The 16844-nt window shown below is 53.3% G+C and carries 14 protein-coding genes and 1 pseudogene; 8 read left to right on the top strand and 7 right to left on the bottom strand.

The features are described 5' to 3' along the window. Positions 1-398 precede the first annotated feature (398 nt). The 4 genes and pseudogenes from SYN_RS14410 to SYN_RS14400 all read left to right on the top strand — a co-directional run bounded on the left by SYN_RS14410 (position 399) and on the right by SYN_RS14400 (position 3089). Positions 399-1025 carry an NAD(P)H-dependent oxidoreductase gene (locus tag SYN_RS14410; RefSeq protein WP_011418962.1) on the top strand — a complete coding sequence of 209 codons (627 nt, stop codon included), beginning with the start codon at positions 399-401 and terminating at the stop codon, positions 1023-1025. Next, a pseudogene (locus SYN_RS16865) lies at positions 970-2095 on the top strand (monovalent cation:proton antiporter-2 (CPA2) family protein); the annotation flags it as partial. The gene SYN_RS14410 and the pseudogene SYN_RS16865, both read left to right, overlap by 56 nt. 15 nt (positions 2096-2110) lie before the next feature. Continuing rightward, positions 2111-2878, top strand: a complete 768-nt coding sequence (locus SYN_RS16860) for an NAD-binding protein (RefSeq protein WP_353740325.1) — start codon at positions 2111-2113, stop codon at positions 2876-2878. Positions 2879-2900: 22 nt separating this feature from the next. Beyond that, entirely contained in the window at positions 2901-3089 is a 189-nt protein-coding gene (locus SYN_RS14400) for a hypothetical protein (protein ID WP_148202601.1), read from the top strand. On the opposite strand, the gene SYN_RS14395 is transcribed toward SYN_RS14400, so the two are convergent. Further along, entirely contained in the window at positions 3079-5175 is a 2097-nt protein-coding gene (locus tag SYN_RS14395) for a glutamine synthetase III (RefSeq protein ID WP_011418958.1), read from the bottom strand. The genes SYN_RS14400 and SYN_RS14395 overlap by 11 nt on opposite strands. Before the next feature lie 731 nt (positions 5176-5906). On the opposite strand from SYN_RS14395, the gene SYN_RS14390 reads away from it, so the two are divergent. Next, positions 5907-6197 carry a hypothetical protein gene (locus SYN_RS14390; protein WP_011418957.1) on the top strand — a complete coding sequence of 97 codons (291 nt, stop codon included), beginning with the start codon at positions 5907-5909 and terminating at the stop codon, positions 6195-6197. 260 nt (positions 6198-6457) lie between these two features. Here the strand turns inward: SYN_RS14390 and SYN_RS15565 are convergent, their stop codons facing one another. Further along, positions 6458-7387 carry a hypothetical protein gene (locus tag SYN_RS15565; RefSeq protein ID WP_011418956.1) on the bottom strand — a complete coding sequence of 310 codons (930 nt, stop codon included), beginning with the start codon at positions 7385-7387 and terminating at the stop codon, positions 6458-6460. A 263-nt stretch (positions 7388-7650) separates the two neighbouring features. On the opposite strand from SYN_RS15565, the gene SYN_RS14375 reads away from it, so the two are divergent. Beyond that, on the top strand, positions 7651-7845 hold the full coding sequence (locus SYN_RS14375) for a hypothetical protein (protein ID WP_011418955.1): 195 nt from the start codon (positions 7651-7653) through the stop codon (positions 7843-7845). Between the two features lie 149 nt (positions 7846-7994). Continuing rightward, positions 7995-8786, top strand: coding sequence for a hypothetical protein (locus SYN_RS14370; RefSeq protein WP_011418954.1), 792 nt, complete (start codon positions 7995-7997; stop codon positions 8784-8786). Between the two features lie 32 nt (positions 8787-8818). Here the strand turns inward: SYN_RS14370 and SYN_RS14365 are convergent, their stop codons facing one another. After that, a complete protein-coding gene (locus SYN_RS14365) occupies positions 8819-9724 on the bottom strand; it encodes a metallophosphoesterase (protein ID WP_148202600.1) in 906 nt (301 codons plus the stop codon). A gap of 177 nt (positions 9725-9901) precedes the next feature. Here SYN_RS14365 and SYN_RS16855 point away from each other — a divergent pair, with 177 nt between their 5' ends. Continuing rightward, positions 9902-10024, top strand: coding sequence for a hypothetical protein (locus SYN_RS16855; RefSeq protein WP_258165142.1), 123 nt, complete (start codon positions 9902-9904; stop codon positions 10022-10024). Positions 10025-10128: 104 nt separating this feature from the next. On the opposite strand, the gene SYN_RS15560 is transcribed toward SYN_RS16855, so the two are convergent. From SYN_RS15560 to carB, 4 genes are all read right to left on the bottom strand, one after another. Beyond that, on the bottom strand, positions 10129-10980 hold the full coding sequence (locus SYN_RS15560) for a hypothetical protein (RefSeq protein WP_011418951.1): 852 nt from the start codon (positions 10978-10980) through the stop codon (positions 10129-10131). Positions 10981-11364: 384 nt separating this feature from the next. After that, positions 11365-12087, bottom strand: coding sequence for an amidohydrolase family protein (locus SYN_RS14355; RefSeq protein ID WP_011418949.1), 723 nt, complete (start codon positions 12085-12087; stop codon positions 11365-11367). Between the two features lie 31 nt (positions 12088-12118). Next, a complete protein-coding gene (purF, locus tag SYN_RS14350) occupies positions 12119-13531 on the bottom strand; it encodes an amidophosphoribosyltransferase (RefSeq protein ID WP_011418948.1) in 1413 nt (470 codons plus the stop codon). A gap of 92 nt (positions 13532-13623) precedes the next feature. Continuing rightward, a complete protein-coding gene (carB, locus tag SYN_RS14345; RefSeq protein WP_011418947.1) occupies positions 13624-16833 on the bottom strand; it encodes a carbamoyl-phosphate synthase large subunit in 3210 nt (1069 codons plus the stop codon). Positions 16834-16844: the final 11 nt, after the last annotated feature.

Here is a 16844-nt window from a genome sequence, read left to right as displayed (position 1 = left end):
TTGCAGCGGTTCACAATTTCTTCGACAGGATGGCTGGTATCATCGGCCATCTTTTGGAGAATGACCGGTAAGGCGACGATCCTTTTCTAAAGGGGTGGTTTTTCCGCATGATCAGTTCATCCCAGGGGTGTGAATTTTAAATTAACAGGACACTAATGCTTGATTATATTTTGTTTTTTGATGGCGGGAGTGTACGGGAAAGGCCATGGCGTGTCAAGGTCAGATCGACAGGGGGCGACTTGACGGAAGCTTGAGCGGGATGGCGGAATTCTGCTTCAGCTTCGCCATGGTTCTTCTGCTAAATCCCGGCATGTTGCTCTTGTGCATCCGGATGCGATGGTATATTTAATAAAAATCAACCTTTCAAAACAGAGCAGCATCAACATGGAATAGGCCCTATGAATCGAATCCTCATCCTCTTCGCCCATCCGCGGTTTGAAAAACCGCGGGTAAACAGAGCCCTGCTGGCGGCTATCCGGGACAATCCGGCGGTGACGCTCAATGATCTATATGAGCTCTATCCTGACTTCAATATCGATGAGGAGCGGGAAAAAGCCCTGCTGACGGCTCACCGGGTTCTGGTCTGGCAACACCCCTTCTATATGTACAGCGCCCCGGCGCTGCTCAAGCAGTGGATCGATCTCGTTCTGGAACATGGGTGGGCCCATGGCCGGGGCGGCGATGCCCTGAAGGGAAAACTGGTTTTCAACGCCCTTACCTCCGGCGGGACACGGAAAGAATACGCGGCGGGCGGATACAACCGCTTTACGATCGGGGAATTCCTTCTCCCATTTAATCAGACGGCCGCCCGTTGCGGGATGATCTATCTGCCGCCTTTTACCGTTCAGGGCACCTATCTGCTGACGGCTGCCGATCTGGAGTATCATGCCCTCCGCTATTGCACGCTTCTGGACAGGCTGTCTCAGGGAGACTTTGACGTCGAATCCCTGCAGACTTTTTCTTTCCTGAATGACTGGCTTGATTCTGAAACGGGGGGCCACAGTCATGAATTCCACTTTTCTTAATGATGCCCTGGTCTATCTGGCCGCGGCGATCATCTTCGTTCCCATTGCCAAGAGGATCGGAATGGGGTCGGTTCTGGGCTATCTCATCGGGGGCATCATCATCGGCCCCTTTTTCCTCGGCTTTGTCGGCGGTGAGGGCAAGGATGTCATGCATTTTGCCGAATTCGGCGTGGTGCTGATGCTTTTTCTCATCGGCCTGGAACTGGAACCCTCCCATTTCTGGCGGATGCGCCATCTTATCCTGGGGACGGGAACATTGCAGATCGGTCTGACGACACTTCTTCTTCTCGCTTTGTTTCTTATCCTGGGATTTTCCTGGCCCGCAGCCCTGGCCTGCGGTCTGGCCCTGTCCATGTCGTCCACGGCCATCGTCCTGCAGACGCTGCGGGAGAAGGGCCTGTCCCAGACCCAATCCGAGAAAAGCTCTTTCGCAGTCCTGCTCTTTCAGGACATCTCCGTCATTCCCATCCTGGCGGCGCTGCCTCTTCTGGCCTTTTCACCGGTCCAGCCCGGGAGTGGAGAACACGCCACGCTCCTGGAGGGGCTGCCCGGATGGGCCCAGACGCTGGCCCTGCTGGGCGCCGTTGCCCTGGTGATCGCCGCCGGCCGCTTTTTCATCGTTCCCTTTTTGCGGTTTGTCGCCAGGCTCCGTCTTCAGGAACTGTTTACGGCCTCCGCCCTGTTCATTGTCATTGCTACGGCTTCCATCATGAGCCTGGTCGGGCTCAGCCCCGCCCTGGGGACCTTCCTGGCCGGCGTCGTGCTGGCACAGCGAGTACCGTCATGAACTGGAAAGCGATATCGCGCCATTCAAAGGGATTCTCCTCGGGCTGTTTTTCATCTCCGTGGGGACGTCGATCAACTTCAATCTGATTCTAAGCGATCCCCTGAAAATCATGGCTCTCGTCTGCGGGGTCATTATTGTCAAGTTCCTCGTCCTTGCTCTAACGGGCAGGCTGGCCCGGCTGTCATTCGATCAAAATCTCCTGTTCAGCGTCAGCCTGGCCCAAGTCGGGGAGTTCGCCTTTGTCCTCTTTTCCTTTATCAGTCAGCTTGGCATCCTGTCGGTTGAATGGACGGACACGATGATGGGGGTGACCACTCTGAGCATGACGGCAACCCCGCTTTTGCTGCTGATCAATGAACGCGTTCTTCTCCCCCGGTTCGGCACTCGAGAAAAAGTGGAAACGACAGCCGACGAGATCGACCTGCATTACCCGGTGATCATCGCCGGTTTCGGCGGCTTCGGCAGTACGGTCGGACGATTTCTCAGGGCGAACGGAGTACAGGCCACGATTCTCGACAACGATTCGGACCGCGTCGAACTGCTGAGGAAAATGGGGTTCAAGGTTTTTTATGGGGACGCCACGCGCATTGACATTCTCAAATCTGCAGGAGCCGACCAGGCCAGGATACTGGTCGCGGCCATCGGTACGCCGGACATCAATGCCGATCTCATGCAAAAAGCACGGAATCTCTTTCCTCACCTCACGATCATGGCTCGGGCCGAACACACTACCGAAGCCTGCGATCTACTCGATATGGGGATCAATGATATTTACCGGGAAACCCTGGATACCTCTGTGCGACTGGGGGTCGATGCCCTGGTCAAGCTCGGCTTCCGGAGGTACAGCGCCCTGCGTTCCGGTCAGAATTTCATTCGGTATGATGAAGCGGCCCTTTGCAGGCTGGCCCCGCACCGCCATGATGAGAGCGATTACATTTACAGTGTCAGGGAGGAAATTGAAAACCAGGAGCAGTTGCTGACCAGCGACCGGGAGATTAACCCCGCAATGAATGACCACGCCTGGGACAGTGATATTCTGCGCGACGAGTTTCAAAACAGGGGATGAACCAGGAGTTATGGGATGGGGCATGGATGTGCCGCCTTGCCATCGCGATGGCGTCCCTGATCCGGAACTGGAATGGCTGGGCGGTTTCAGGGCTGTCTGGCGATGGCTTGCTCGAATGTCGAAGGAGGTTTTCGCTGCAGGGCAGAACTGCCGGGTTTCCCGTGATCGGAGGCATTCCTGCTCTGCAGTTTTTTCCGGTTTTACAGCTTGAAGAGAAGATCCGCATAAGTCGGGACGGGCCACATGTCCCCGGGAACAAGCGTCTCGATCGCATCGATATCCCCGCGCAGGGATTGTATGACAGGAATCACCCTGTCGCGGTAAGCTTCAGCCTGCCTGACGCAGTCGGAAACCCCTTGAGCCTTCGCAACGGCCGTTTCAAGACGGGCAAGATTCTTATAGGATGACGAAAGCAGCGCGCCGAGTTTCTTCAGGAGATCTTCCTGGACGGAAGCGCCAATCGATACGGACTGAAAGCTGGAAAGGGAATCGGCCAGAAACGTTCCGTATTCCATGGCGGCAGGGAGAAACTGTTTCCTGACCATGTCGATGGCCACCAGCGCCTCGATATGAATCTGTTTCGAGTATGTATCGATATAAATTTCATAACGGGAATGCAGCTCCTTGCGGGACAGGACCTCATATTTTTCGAAAAGATTAACGGCCTTGTCCGTCACAAACGCCTTGAGGGCGTCGACGGAGTTTCTCACATTCGGCAGACCCCGTTTTTCCGCCTCCCTGACCCATTCTTCGCTGTAATTGTTTCCATTGAAGATCACGCGGCTGTGCTTCTGATAGATTTCCCGGATGACGGCCGCGGCCTCGGCATTCTTGTCTCTGGCTTTTTCGAGACGGGTGGCGATTTCGTCGAGGGCCTCGGCGGCGATGGTATTCAAGGTCACATTCGCGCCCGCAATGGACTGCGCCGAGCCCACCATCCGGAATTCGAACTTGTTTCCCGTGAAGGCAAAGGGAGAGGTGCGGTTGCGATCCGTATTGTCCTTGGGAATTTCGGGCAGGGTATCCACCCCGACTTTCATATACTGGGCTCCCTTCGCGGCAACCTTCTCGCCTTTGGAAAGCTTCTCCAGGATTTCCGTTACTTCTTTTCCCATAAAGATGGAAACAATGGCTGGCGGGGCTTCGTTGGCGCCGAGACGGTGATCGTTGCCTGCGGATGCGCAGGTCGCTCTCAGGATGTCGGCATGGGTGTCGACCGCCTTGATCAGCGCGCTCAGGAATAAGAGGAACTGGACATTTTCACCGGGCGTATGGCCTGGATCAAGGAGATTGACTCCTTCGTCGGTCGAGAGAGACCAGTTGTTGTGTTTGCCGGAACCGTTAATGCCCGCATAGGGCTTTTCATGGAGCAGGCACACCAGGTCATGACGCAGGGCGACCTTCTGCATGGTTTCCATGGCGAGCTGATTATGGTCGCCGGCGATGTTCGTCGTGTCATAAAGGGGGGCCATTTCGTACTGCGTCGGCGCCACCTCGTTGTGCTGTGTTTTGGAGGTGATGCCCATTTTCCACAGCTCGGCGTTGAGGTCGTGCATATACGCGGAGACTCTGTCCTTGATGCAGCCGAAATACTGGTCCTCCAGTTCCTGGCCTTTGGGGGCGGGCGCGCCGAAAATGGTTCTCCCCGCCAGCATCAGGTCGAGGCGCTCCAGGTAGAATTTCCTGTCCACCAGGAAATACTCCTGCTCGGGACCCACGGTAGACATCACCCGGGCGGCGGTGACATTGCCCAGGGCCTTCAGGACCCGCAAGGCCTGCTTGGATACCGCCTTCATGGACCTCAGCAGGGGGGTCTTCTTGTCGAGGGCTTCGCCGTAATAGGAGTAGAAGGCGGTGGGAATCGTCAGGGTGACGTTGCCGCTTTCGTCTTCTTTGAGAAAAGCGGGCGAGGTACAGTCCCAGGCGGTGTAGCCTCTTGCTTCGAAAGTGGTGCGCAGGCCGCCGCTCGGGAAGGATGACGCGTCCGGCTCTCCCTGAATCAGCTGCTTTCCGGAAAATTCAACAATGCCGCTCCCATCGGCGGCCGGGGAGAGGAACGAGTCGTGCTTCTCCCCGGTAATTCCGGTGAGGGGCTGGAACCAGTGGGTATAATGGGTCGCCCCTTTCTCGACCGCCCAATCCTTCATGGCGTTGGCAACGACATTGGCAATGTCGGGCCTTAACGGCACGTCTTTTTCGATCGTTTCCTTCAACGAATCATAAACTTCCTTAGGCAGCCGTCCTTTCATGACCTTGTCGCTGAATACGTTAGAACCAAAAATATCTGCAAGCTCCATAAATCTCTCCTTGTAGTAGGGTGTACCTCTTAAATCTTAATGCGGCCTTTTCAGCCGGAGTTTTCCTCAGTTTATTTGAAAGAGGTCTGATTGGAACATTAATGTACCCACCTTGTTGAACAGGAACATTTGTGTACCAAAACGTTTGTCTTTTTTTTCATTGACTGCTCCAATCTTTACGTCTCGATCCTGTTCATCCGTACTGAATAAAATTTTTCAAAGATTTGTTATGACTAAGAAAAATGGAACAGTCCCGATTTAACGAAAAATTTTCATGCTGCCATACAGGATGAAAAGCCCTTTTCCTGAGATCTTTCAAAGTTCCCTGATTCGCTTGTTCAATATAACAAACGCATCATTCATACCATCAAAAGTGTGGCGACACAGAATGCGCTGGGGATTTTTTACGGGAACATAGGCAGAAAGGATTTTTATGTCAATGGGATAATGACTGCAAAATGTGATATTCCTGCAAGGAAATCTGTTTTGAAAGGACTTCAGCACCTTTGAATGCCGCGAGAACAAAATACTTGTGTCTTTGTGAAAGAATCACTATAAGAAACGCTCTTCATTTTCTTAATGTATCTTTAATAAATAATCTATGCATAAAGCCGTTTAAATCGTCAAATACAAAGAATAATGACAATTATTTCAATGTAACGTCGGTCACCCGTTAGTGACCTTCATGGAAAGGCCGTGTCGGGCTGGCGAAAGGGAAAGTGCACGTGTAAATGAATCGTTTGGACAGAATTCTTGATTTTCTGATAGCGCATCCCGTGCAGCGTGAGGTTCAGGCATACAGAAGAGCGCGGATAGCAGGAATAATTCAGCGGCAATGGAAAAAGGAAGAATTGGCGGAGGAAAAGAGGCGCTTCTGCGTGGGGCTTTGCCAGGACATCAGAGATTTTGAACGCAAGACCGGACTCAAGGTCAAAAGTGTGAAGATCAAACGCGATAAGCAAGGGGTCGAATCGGTCATGGTAAAGGCTGAGATTCAGGACAGACCGGGAGCAGTGATTTGATTTTACGGATTCTTCCGGTTTTATTTCTGGAATGGATTGTGGTGGCGTTCATGGGAAGGTCGATGGTAGCGATCATTCGGTTGTCGGCCGCAAATCGATACATTTCAGACCATCTGAGAATCGCTTTGATCTGCTGCAGGGATGTGTTCATACCTGCGCCTGCCGTTACATTTCAGGTCAGCGCAGGCAACTGGTAAATTACGTCGCTGATTTATGATTCCGTATTGTTCCGGTTCAGGGTGTTGACTCTGTTCTGTTAATCATATTTCTGTATTTCTTGGGATTGTTAGAAATATTTTGTTTTGCTCCTGCCTGTTTTGCTGTTTTTGGGTGTCCTGCTGTAGCTGTATCTGCCGTTGAGTTTGTGGTCTGTTCTGCCTGTTTTGCTCCTGCCTGTTTTGCTGTTTTTGGGTGTCCTGCTGTAGCTGTATCTGCCGTTGAGTTTGTGGTCTGTTCTGCCTGTTTTGCTCCTGCCTGTTTTGCTGTTTTTGGGTGTCCTGCTGTAGCTGTATCTGCCGTTGAGTTTGTGGTCTGTTCTGCCTGTTTTGCTCCTGCCTGTTTTGCTGTTTTTGGGTGTCCTGCTGTAGCTGTATCTGCCGTTGAGTTTGTGGTCTGTTCTGCCTGTTTTGCTCCTGCCTGTTTTGCTGTTTTTGGGTGTCCTGCTGTAGCTGTAGCCGTATTTTCTGCCTCTGCTGTTCTATCTGAGGCTGATAGTTTTCGACGCCCCAGGTTTTTTCTCTTTCCCAGTAACGATTGTTCTGCCAGCTCTTCCAGTTCTGCTGAAGCCGCTGATTAGATATCTTTTCATAGAGCCACCGATGTCCCTGCCAGTTGCGGTTTTTATAATAAATCCTCCAGCCTGGGTTCACGTCGAAATAGAACCCGGGTATGCTTCTATAATAAATCCAGCCCCGGTCATAATAGAATGATCGATACCATCGACCTTCCCATGAACGCCACCACCATCCATTCCAGAAATACAAGTCGATATAGATATCAGGGACTACGTAAACATCCCGGGTGTCAGGCATGACGATCACGTCCGGCGGCGCCTCAAATAAGATGGGTGGCGGTTCCTGGCCGGTGTCCCCGGTATATTCGTAGGAACCAGGTTCAACACCGAGGAAGCAACCTTGGGTAGAAAGTGCCAGCAATGTGGCTATAAATAATGATAAAAGTATTTTTCTCATGACGATCCTCTTTTTATCTAACGTGTTTCACGTGGAACATCTTTTTTGTTAATACCTGATCCGCATCTGCAAGGGCAGGCAGATTCATCACCTTCATGATCTTTTCATTCGCGGGCTGCCCCCTGCCAATCATGGCTGGCAAAGGACTTTCGATGCCGGTTGAATTTTATATTACAGCAAAGATGCGATTTCGTTAATAGCTTATAGCCAGAAAGTTTATCTCATGTCGAAATCGATATTTAAAATGCACAAGGGATAAAATTATGCTTGCAGGGGATGATTTCCAGATGATTATATGTATCGCAAACAGGGAGAATTTTCTACTCTACAATTTAAATGGCCTGGCCATAATTGATGAAGTTCATTCTCTAACCGTGATCGCGTCGCTTGCAGCAAAAAAGATCTTTGCGGAACAGCCGGCGAAAACCCGCCATATAAAACCACAAATTATAGTTTGAAAGAGATTAAAAAAAAGGTATTTTATACCAGTGAAACGTCCCGAAAAGGATGTGGACGATTCCGTTGAAATGTTCATTGACTTGATAGGATCATCAAATGCTGAAAATTTTCTTTTCTTTGTTATCCCTCGTTAAGGAGGTGAAACAAAATGAAAATTTTGTTGATTGGAGTGGGCGCAACAGGCGGAGTATTGTTCGCAATCCTGATGCCCTACATGCCGACTCCGGGATGGACATTATCAATCATATTTTGTTACGCAATGGGGAGTGTGGCATTTTTTAATTTGTGGTTGTCCCGAAAAGAAAACAAGGATAAACAACAGAGGGCGCAGAAAGCCGAAACATCCACTCCTTCCTTACCCGTTGAAGAAAAAATTACTGAAATTAAGAGGAGCGAAACAGCCTTTGAGGTCGATGCCACAGAGTCCTCCGGGCAATCGACTGAATTCCCAACGATGAATATGGATGATGAAGTCCGCTGCGCGTTGGAACTCATTAACAGGGACTATGAGCAGGCGAAACGGATGGCAATGGGCGAAGAATTTCCACCCTCAAACGTCCGGGAGGCCATCATGTATGAAGCGGTTAAAATCCGTGCGCTGCTGAACGGCGATGTCGTCACGCTTCACCAGCTTGTCAGCGAATCCAAAGTCACACGACCGGCTGATAGGAAAGGCGGCTGGAGGGAATTCGAGGTTGAAAAAGCCTTGAAGGCTGCACAAGTCGGGGCAGAGCAAAAAACGGACAGAAAACCGGAGCAAGAAGTGCAGACAGAAATAGAAAGTCTGAGGGAGGACCTGGAAGGGATAGACAAGGCCATTGCGGAATACAATGAATATATGGTGGAGTCCCAATCCCGAGGTCCGGAACATACAATAGACGAGTTGATTATACAATGGAGCCGCAAGGAGAGTACCTCTTGCGGAACGCCCGAACCGTAAACCAAGGCGGATGGGATACATGAGTGCATGAATCAGGGGGTGGCGGCTTCGAGAGTAAAGACGGTAATTTCCGGTCGGCAGTTAAACCGCACATATGGCTGCGTCATGCCCGCTCCTCGATTTGTGTACAGAAGCATTTTTCCGACCCGATAGAGCCCTGATGGGTATTTATGCGCCATGTCCGGCAAAATAGGTGGACCGATAAAAGGCAGAACCACCTGCCCGCCATGCGAATGACCGGAAATCTGTAAATCAAATCGTCCCGTCGAGGAGCTTTTATCCGCAAAATCCGGTTCATGAACCAGCAGAATCGAGCAATCCGAGGATGGCAGCTTCTTCAGCACATCATCCAGTTCGGGCCTTCCTTCCATCACATCATCAACACCGGCGATATGCAGCACGTCATCTCCATGCCGGATGACTGAAACCGAATTATTTAAATAGACGACCCCTGCCTGCTGAAGCATATTTGTAATTGCTGCAGAGCCATAGATGTAGTCATGATTTCCCAGCACTCCCAGAACCGGGATCTGTCGGGTCATCTCCTCCAGGACCGGAACGAGTTTTTCGATCTTCTGCGGCACATTGCGGCCCCGACCATAGCCCATAACAAAATCGCCGGTCATTGCCACGGCATCCGGTGAAAGGTCCATGACAATCTTGAAGTAATCTGCGGCACGTTGGGCGGTCATCCAGCCCCCCACGTGCATATCGCTGATCTGCGCCATCCGGAAGCCGGAAAATGACTTCGGCAAGCGCGGCAGCCTCAATCGAACCTGGGTGACTTCCAGCCAGAAGGGTTCGATCTTTTTCGCGTATAGTCTGCCGTTTTGTGCCAGAAGCATCACATCCAGTCCGGCCAGACCGGCTACGATCAAGCCTTTCATAAAGCTGCGCCGGGAAAGTTGTCTTCTGACTATCGAATCAATCTTTGCCATCTTCACTTCTCAGCAGGCTGCATTTAAAAAATGCCGATACATGATAAAAAGGGTTCGTATTATTACTCCAGAATCTTAATATAACAATCAGTATTCGTAATTGTTCAAAATTTCCTTGCCATCAGATGCGCTTGGAAGTTTATGAATTATAAGTGGGGGCAAAAGGGGAGAAGGATAATGCCGCTGATCCTGATTATTAACGGGGAAAATGAGCGGCGATTAATCAGTACAGCCATGACCAGGGAACCGGATGGGGATGAGGCGACCCTGCGCAAAAAATTTATGACGGTCTGGATTTAACCCATCGGCAGGGAAAAGAGATCCAGACCGTCCTTTAAGATTGTAAAACGTGTAGCGATCAAATGAGTAATTGCATAAACGCAACCATTTATAATCTCGAAGAATTAAAAGGCAAAACTCACGGTCAATCCTCCATAGAGATAGGAACTGTCCCTGTTCGATGGATCATCTCCCTGGAGACCCCGGTATTTCATTTCATGCTTTGCATCCTCGCATAAAGGAAAAACATAGGACAGGGATGGTGTGACAGTCAGATGCTTCACCAGGGTGACAGGGAGGCTCATACTTAATACCCCATCATGAAAATTGTTGTATTCATCACCCGTTGGCTGATAATCCGAGTCGATCTCGGGATAGTCGTCGGAATCCCCACTCTTCAGATAACTGGCTGTTGCCGCCAGTTTCAAGGTCACCCTGTCGTTTAAGGCAAAAGCATGGGACATCCCCAGCAGAAAATACCATTGTTTGTAGTGGCTGATTTCCTTGTATACCGTCAAAGTCGGTGAAAAAAGGGCGTTCACACCCAGACTGGCATAAACTTCCTGTGAGTCAGGCAGGTCCCGGCCGCCGGTTTGCAGAGCCGACAAGGCGTAATAGATGTAACCCACACCGGTCGTTACGGGGCCAAAGGCATGGTTGTAACCCAATGTAATATCTGTTTCCGTCCAGTTGTCTGAATCGTTGAGAGTCTTGTCCGCCTGACAGGGGCTGGTATCCAGGTTTCCCCAGAGGTTGACGGAAAAGTCCCTGTAACCGATTGTTGCGGAAGGTTGAAGAACAATGCTGTCCCGACTGAGTTCCTGGCCGCGCCAGACATACTTGGTCAATGCCGACACCGAAAGATCCGCCGTGGGTTTTTCTTCCTCAGCGAACAGCGGGATAGCGGAAACGGCCAACAGACTTGAAATCAGCAACCCGATTGCCGATAATTGTCTGATTCTCCATAACAATTTCATAAAGCCTCCTCACCACCTGATTTCCATCTTTCAGTGTCACGTCATAAAAAAGCGGTTTTCCGATTTCCCCCCGCTTTCCGCCTTTACAAACAACCGACTCTTCAAATTTTCTGAAAACCTCAATTTGAATGACGGGACGCTACGATTTGTTCGCGCCCTCTGCGGCAATTTCCTCTGTTTAAGTCAATGAGTATGCCATTAGAGAAGAGGGCACGATGATTGCCGTATTTCAGCGTTTATAAAGCAGTAAATACAGAGGGATACCATAAACAGATTTTTGGGGAAAAGTCTGAGGGGGCAGCATTTTAAAACTCTGGCTGGATACAAAAAAGGTGAAGTTCAGCCTGTGTGGCACATTTATGAGCAGGGAGTTGTTGCAGATTCTCAGGCGGGAGCAAGACCGGTGAGCCGGCGGAGATTGCCGCCCAGGACGGCTTCCAGTTCCCGGTCGTTGAGGCGAAGGGACAGGACCTTCTGCAGTTCGAGTTTCATTGTGCCGAAGGGGATGTCCGATCCGAAGAGAACCCGCTCCGCTCCCACTTCCTGAACGAAGCGCCGGATGGTTTGGGGAGGGGCCAGGGCCGTGTCGAAAAAGACATGCTCATGACTTTTGAAGGTGTCGAGGAAATCCAGGGGATTGCCGCCCAGCATGCCCAGGTGGGGGACGATGACGTTCAGTTTCCCGGACTTTTTTACAAAGGTCTTGGTAAATTCCAGCTCCTCCTCGACAATCAGCGGCAGCCCGATGGTCTCGGACTGTTCGAGAAATCCCGGCAACGCCGGGTCGTTCAGGACTTCATAGTTTGAAGAGCAATCCGAAATTCCATGCGTCCAGTGCCATTTGCCGCCTCGAAATCCCCTGCTCCGCGGAATGGGCCGCAGATCGTCGGGGATGTAATAGTAGGGAATGAATTTCGCTGCGCGGCGGGTTTCTTCCAGGAGTTCATTGTTAATGCCTTCATCCGCCAGCGCCTGAGAAGGAAAAGGAAAGATTACGATCCGGCCCACCCCGCTCTCTCCGGCCTGACGCAGGAGTTCCTCTGTGGTCACGGAAATGCCCAGAGCAGCGGAAGGCCCCCAATGGGTATGAGAATCAATGATTTCCAATCGTCACCTCTCCAAAATACGGTGTGTCCCACTATTCAAAACAGAGCTTCTGGATTTCTCCCGGTGGCTGCAGAGGATACTTTCCCGTGTAACAGGCCAGGCAGAAGGCCTCCTGATTCACTCCCGTGCTCCTGACCAGTCCCTCCAGGCTCAGGTAATGGATGGAATCGAGTCCGATGAAGCGGGCGATCTCCTCTTCAATACCTTTCTGGGCGGCAAGGAGTTCTCCTTTTGCGGAAAAATCGATTCCATAGGGGCAGGGAAACCGGGTTGGGGGACAACTGATCGCCATATGAATGGCCTTGGCCCCGTTTTCCCGGAGGTAGCGGACCCGGTTGCGGCTGGTCGTTCCCCGGATGATGGAATCCTCGATGATCAGGATCTTCTTGCCCGCCATGAGAGGTTTCACGGGATTGAGCTTCACCCGCACCGCAAAATCCCTCATGGGCTGTGTCGGCTGAATGAAAGTCCGTCCTACATAATGATTGCGGATCATCCCCATCTCGAAGGGGAAGCCGCTTTCCTCCGAATATCCCAGGGCGGCGTAGTTGCCCGAATCGGGAAAGGGCATGACGAAATCGACATCGGGGCTGTATTCCCGGGCCAGGGCATGGCCGAACCGCTTCCGGCAGAGATAGACGTTCTGCCCGAAGACCTGACTGTCCGGGCGGGCAAAATAGATGAGCTCAAAGATGCAGTGGGAGTGGGGCACACGGGGAAAGGGCTTCAGGCTGTGCAACCCTACTTCGTTGATGATGACGATCTCCCCCGGCTGGACATCCCGCAGATACTGGGCGCCCACGAGATCAAAGGCGCAGGTTTCCGACGCCACCACCCAGCCGTCATTGAGACGGCCAAGCGACAACGGGCGGAACCCCCGGGGATCGCGGAACGCGATGACCGAGTTCCGCGTCAGCATGACGATGCTGTAAGCCCCCTGCACCCTCTTGAGGGCGGCTTTCAGGGCCGGTTCAATGCCTTTCTTCAGATGCGGCGCCATGAGGTGAACGATGACCTCGCTGTCCATGGTGGACTGGAAGATGGAGCCCGAGTCCTCCAACTCCCGGCGCAGCGACTGGGCGTTGATCAGGTTGCCGTTGTGGCCCAGGGCGTAATATTCTTCCCCATGATGAACCAGGAAGGGCTGGGCATTGGACAGGGTGGAGGAACCGGTCGTGGAATAGCGGACATGGCCGATGGCCAGATTGCCGGGAAGGCGGGCCAGATTTTCTTCTCCGAAAACTTCCGAAGCGAGTCCCATTCCTTTATGGGCCCTGACCATGCATCCGTCTGACGCGGCAATGCCGGCGCTTTCCTGTCCCCGGTGCTGCAGGGCGAAGAGACCGAAGAAGGTGAGCTTCGCGGCCTCGGGGTGTCCGTAGACGGCGAAAACGCCGCAGGCCTCGCGGGGTTTGTCTTCAATAACCGATAGTTGAGTTTCCATGAATTTTTATGCCCTGATTGGATCCTCCAGCGTTTCGGGTTCAAAGTTTCATGTTCTCAGCCGGAAGTCCCAACTTTGAACGCTGAACTTCTTTAGAACCTGGAGTGATAAGCCTGCAGCGGCTGGACATCCCAGTCCCCCTGGCGCATGGCCGCAACGGCCTCACAGAGCGCCCCCGCTCCGGCGATCGTCGTGGAATAGAGGATGTTGCAGGTCAGGGCGCTGCGGCGGATGAAGTAGGCATCCCGCGTCGGCCTTCTGCCCACACTCGTGTTGATGACAATGGCCACGTCGCCGTTTTTGATCCGGTCGACAATGTGTGGCCGCCCCTCGCTGACCTTGTGGACTGTTTCCACTGGAATGTCGTTTTTCCGCAAATAGGCTGCCGTTCCCTGCGTGGCCAGGATCTCGAAACCCATTTCCCGGAAACGCCGGGCAATGGGGGTGATCTTTTCCTTGTGGATGTCGTGGACGCTGATAAAAACCCGTCCCGCCCGCGGGATGGAAAACCCCACCGCCATCTGGGATTTGGCAAAGGCCAGACCGAAGGAGGAATCGATCCCCATTACTTCTCCCGTGGATCTCATTTCCGGCCCCAGGACAATCTCGGCGTTGGGGAAGCGGTTGAAGGGAAAAACAGCCTCCTTGACCGACACGTGCGCGGGACGGAACGCTTCCGTAAATCCCAGTTCCTTCAATGAGCGCCCCAGCATAACCTTGGTTGCCAGTTTTGCCAGGGGAACGCCGATCGCCTTGCTGACAAAAGGCACGGTCCGCGAAGCCCGGGGATTGACCTCCAGGACATAGAGGATTCCTTCCTTGACGGCGTACTGAATATTCATCAGGCCGATGACCCTGAGCTCCTGGGCGATTCTTTCCGTCTGACTTTCGATGAGTCCGAGGAAGTCTTCGGAGAAACTCATCGTCGGCAGGACGCAGGCGCTGTCTCCCGAATGAATCCCCGCCTCTTCGATATGCTCCATGATGCCGGCCACCACGGTCTCCGTTCCGTCGCTGATGGCGTCCACGTCCACCTCGATGGCATCTTCGAGAAACTGGTCGATAAGGATGGGATGATCGGGAGAGACCTTCAGGGCCCGCTCCATGAACTGGCTCAGACTGTCGGCATCGTAAACGATCTCCATGGATCGGCCCCCCAGAACATAGGAGGGTCTGACCAGCACGGGATAACCGATGTGCTCCGCCGCTTCCAGGGCTCCGGCCACATCTGTCACGGTCGCGTTTACCGGCTGGTTCAACGACAGCTTGTCGACGATCTCCTGAAAACGCTTCCGGTCCTCCGCCCGGTCGATGGAATCGGGCGAGGTGCCGAGAATCTTTGCCCCGGCGGCTTCCAGCCCTTTCGCCAGATTCAACGGGGTCTGTCCGCCGAACTGGACGATGACGCCCTCGGGTTTTTCACACTCGATGATATGCAGGACATCTTCCAGGGTCACCGGTTCAAAAAAGAGCTTGTCTGAGGTGTCATAATCCGTGCTTACCGTCTCCGGATTGGAATTCACCATGAGGCTTTCGTACCCCTCCTCCCGAAGGGCGAAGGAGGCGTGAACGCAGCAATAGTCGAACTCGATGCCCTGACCGATGCGGTTAGGACCGCCCCCGATAATCAGCACTTTGGGTTTGGCCCAGGGCCGCGCCTCGTTTTCTTCCTCATAGGTGGAGTAATAATAGGGGGTGTAGGCTTCGAACTCCGCGGCGCAGGTATCGACCAGCTTGTAGACCGGCAGCAGGTTTTCGGAAAAGCGGCGGCTCCGGATTTCACTTTCCGGAACGTTCCAGAGCTCTCCCAGCCTCCGATCAGAAAAGCCCCAGCGTTTCGCTTCTCGAAGGACTTCTCCCGACGGCGTCTCCTGTCTGAAAATCCCTTCCGCCTGGATGATCTGCCGGATCTGATCCAGGAACCAGGGATCGATTTGTGTCAGGCGATGGATGTCTTCCAGACTCATCCCGAATTCAAAGGCTGCCGCCAGATAGAAAAGCCTCTGCGAGTTGGGGGTGATCAGCCTGGCCTTGAGCCGCTCTTCCGGATTGGAAAGCTCAGCCGGCAGGGCTTCGGATATCCCGAACCGACCGATCTCCAGGGAGCGCACCGCCTTCTGGAGGGCTTCCTTGAACGTGCGGCCGATGGCCATCGTTTCGCCCACGGATTTCATGGAAGTCGTCAGTATATCCTCGGTTTCCGGGAACTTTTCGAACGTCCAGCGGGGGATCTTCACCACGCAGTAATCGAGCGTCGGTTCAAAGGACGCCATGGTCTCCCGGGTGATGTCGTTGGGGATTTCATCTAGGGTATAGCCGACAGCCAGCTTGGCGGCGATCCGGGCGATGGGGAAGCCCGTCGCCTTGGAGGCCAGGGCCGAGGAGCGGGAAACCCGGGGATTCATCTCAATGACGATCATCTCTCCCGTTTCCGGATGGACGGCGAACTGGACGTTCGATCCGCCCGTTTCCACGCCGATTTCCCGCATGATGGCGATGGCCGCGTTCCGCATGTGCTGGTATTCGGCATCCGTGAGGGTCTGGGCCGGCGCCACCGTGATGGATTCGCCCGTGTGCACGCCCATGGGGTCGAGGTTCTCGATCGAGCAGATAATCACCACGTTGTCCGCCCGGTCCCGCATGACCTCCAGTTCGTATTCCTTCCAGCCCAGGGCCGACTCTTCCAGCATGATCTCGTGGATCATGCTCGCCTCGAGCCCCGCCCGGGCCTGCTCGACCAGTTCCTCCCGGTTATAGGCCACGCCGCTTCCCGTCCCTCCCAGGGTGAATGAAGGGCGGACGATGACAGGGAACCCGATTTCCTCCGCAATGGTCAGAACCTCTTCCATCGTCCGGGCGAAGCCGCTCCGGGGGACCCGCAGACCGATGCTCTCCATGGCCCGGCGAAACAATTCGCGGTCCTCGGCCTTGTGAATCACCGGCAGGGAGGCACCGATCATCTCCACTCCGTAGCGCTCCAGGAGCCCGCTTTCCGCAACGGCCACGGCGGTATTCAGCCCGGTCTGGCCGCCCAGGGTGGACAGCAGGGCGTCGGGCCGCTCCCGGGCGATGATCTTTTCCACCGCCTCCGGCGTAATGGGCTCGATGTAGGTCCGGTCGGCCGTTTCCGGGTCGGTCATGATGGTGGCCGGGTTGCTGTTGATCAGGACCACCGAATACCCTTCTTCCCGCAGGGCCTTGCATGCCTGAGTCCCGGAATAGTCGAATTCGCATGCCTGGCTGATGATAATCGGTCCCGAGCCGATAATCAGGATCTTCTTAAGGTCTTTCCGCTTCGGCATAAAATATCTTC

The sequence above is a fragment of the Syntrophus aciditrophicus SB genome (genome assembly GCF_000013405.1).
GTDB lineage: Bacteria > Desulfobacterota > Syntrophia > Syntrophales > Syntrophaceae > Syntrophus > Syntrophus aciditrophicus.
Note: the sequence above shows the minus strand (reverse complement) of the source record. Positions and strands in the feature narration are given on the sequence as shown.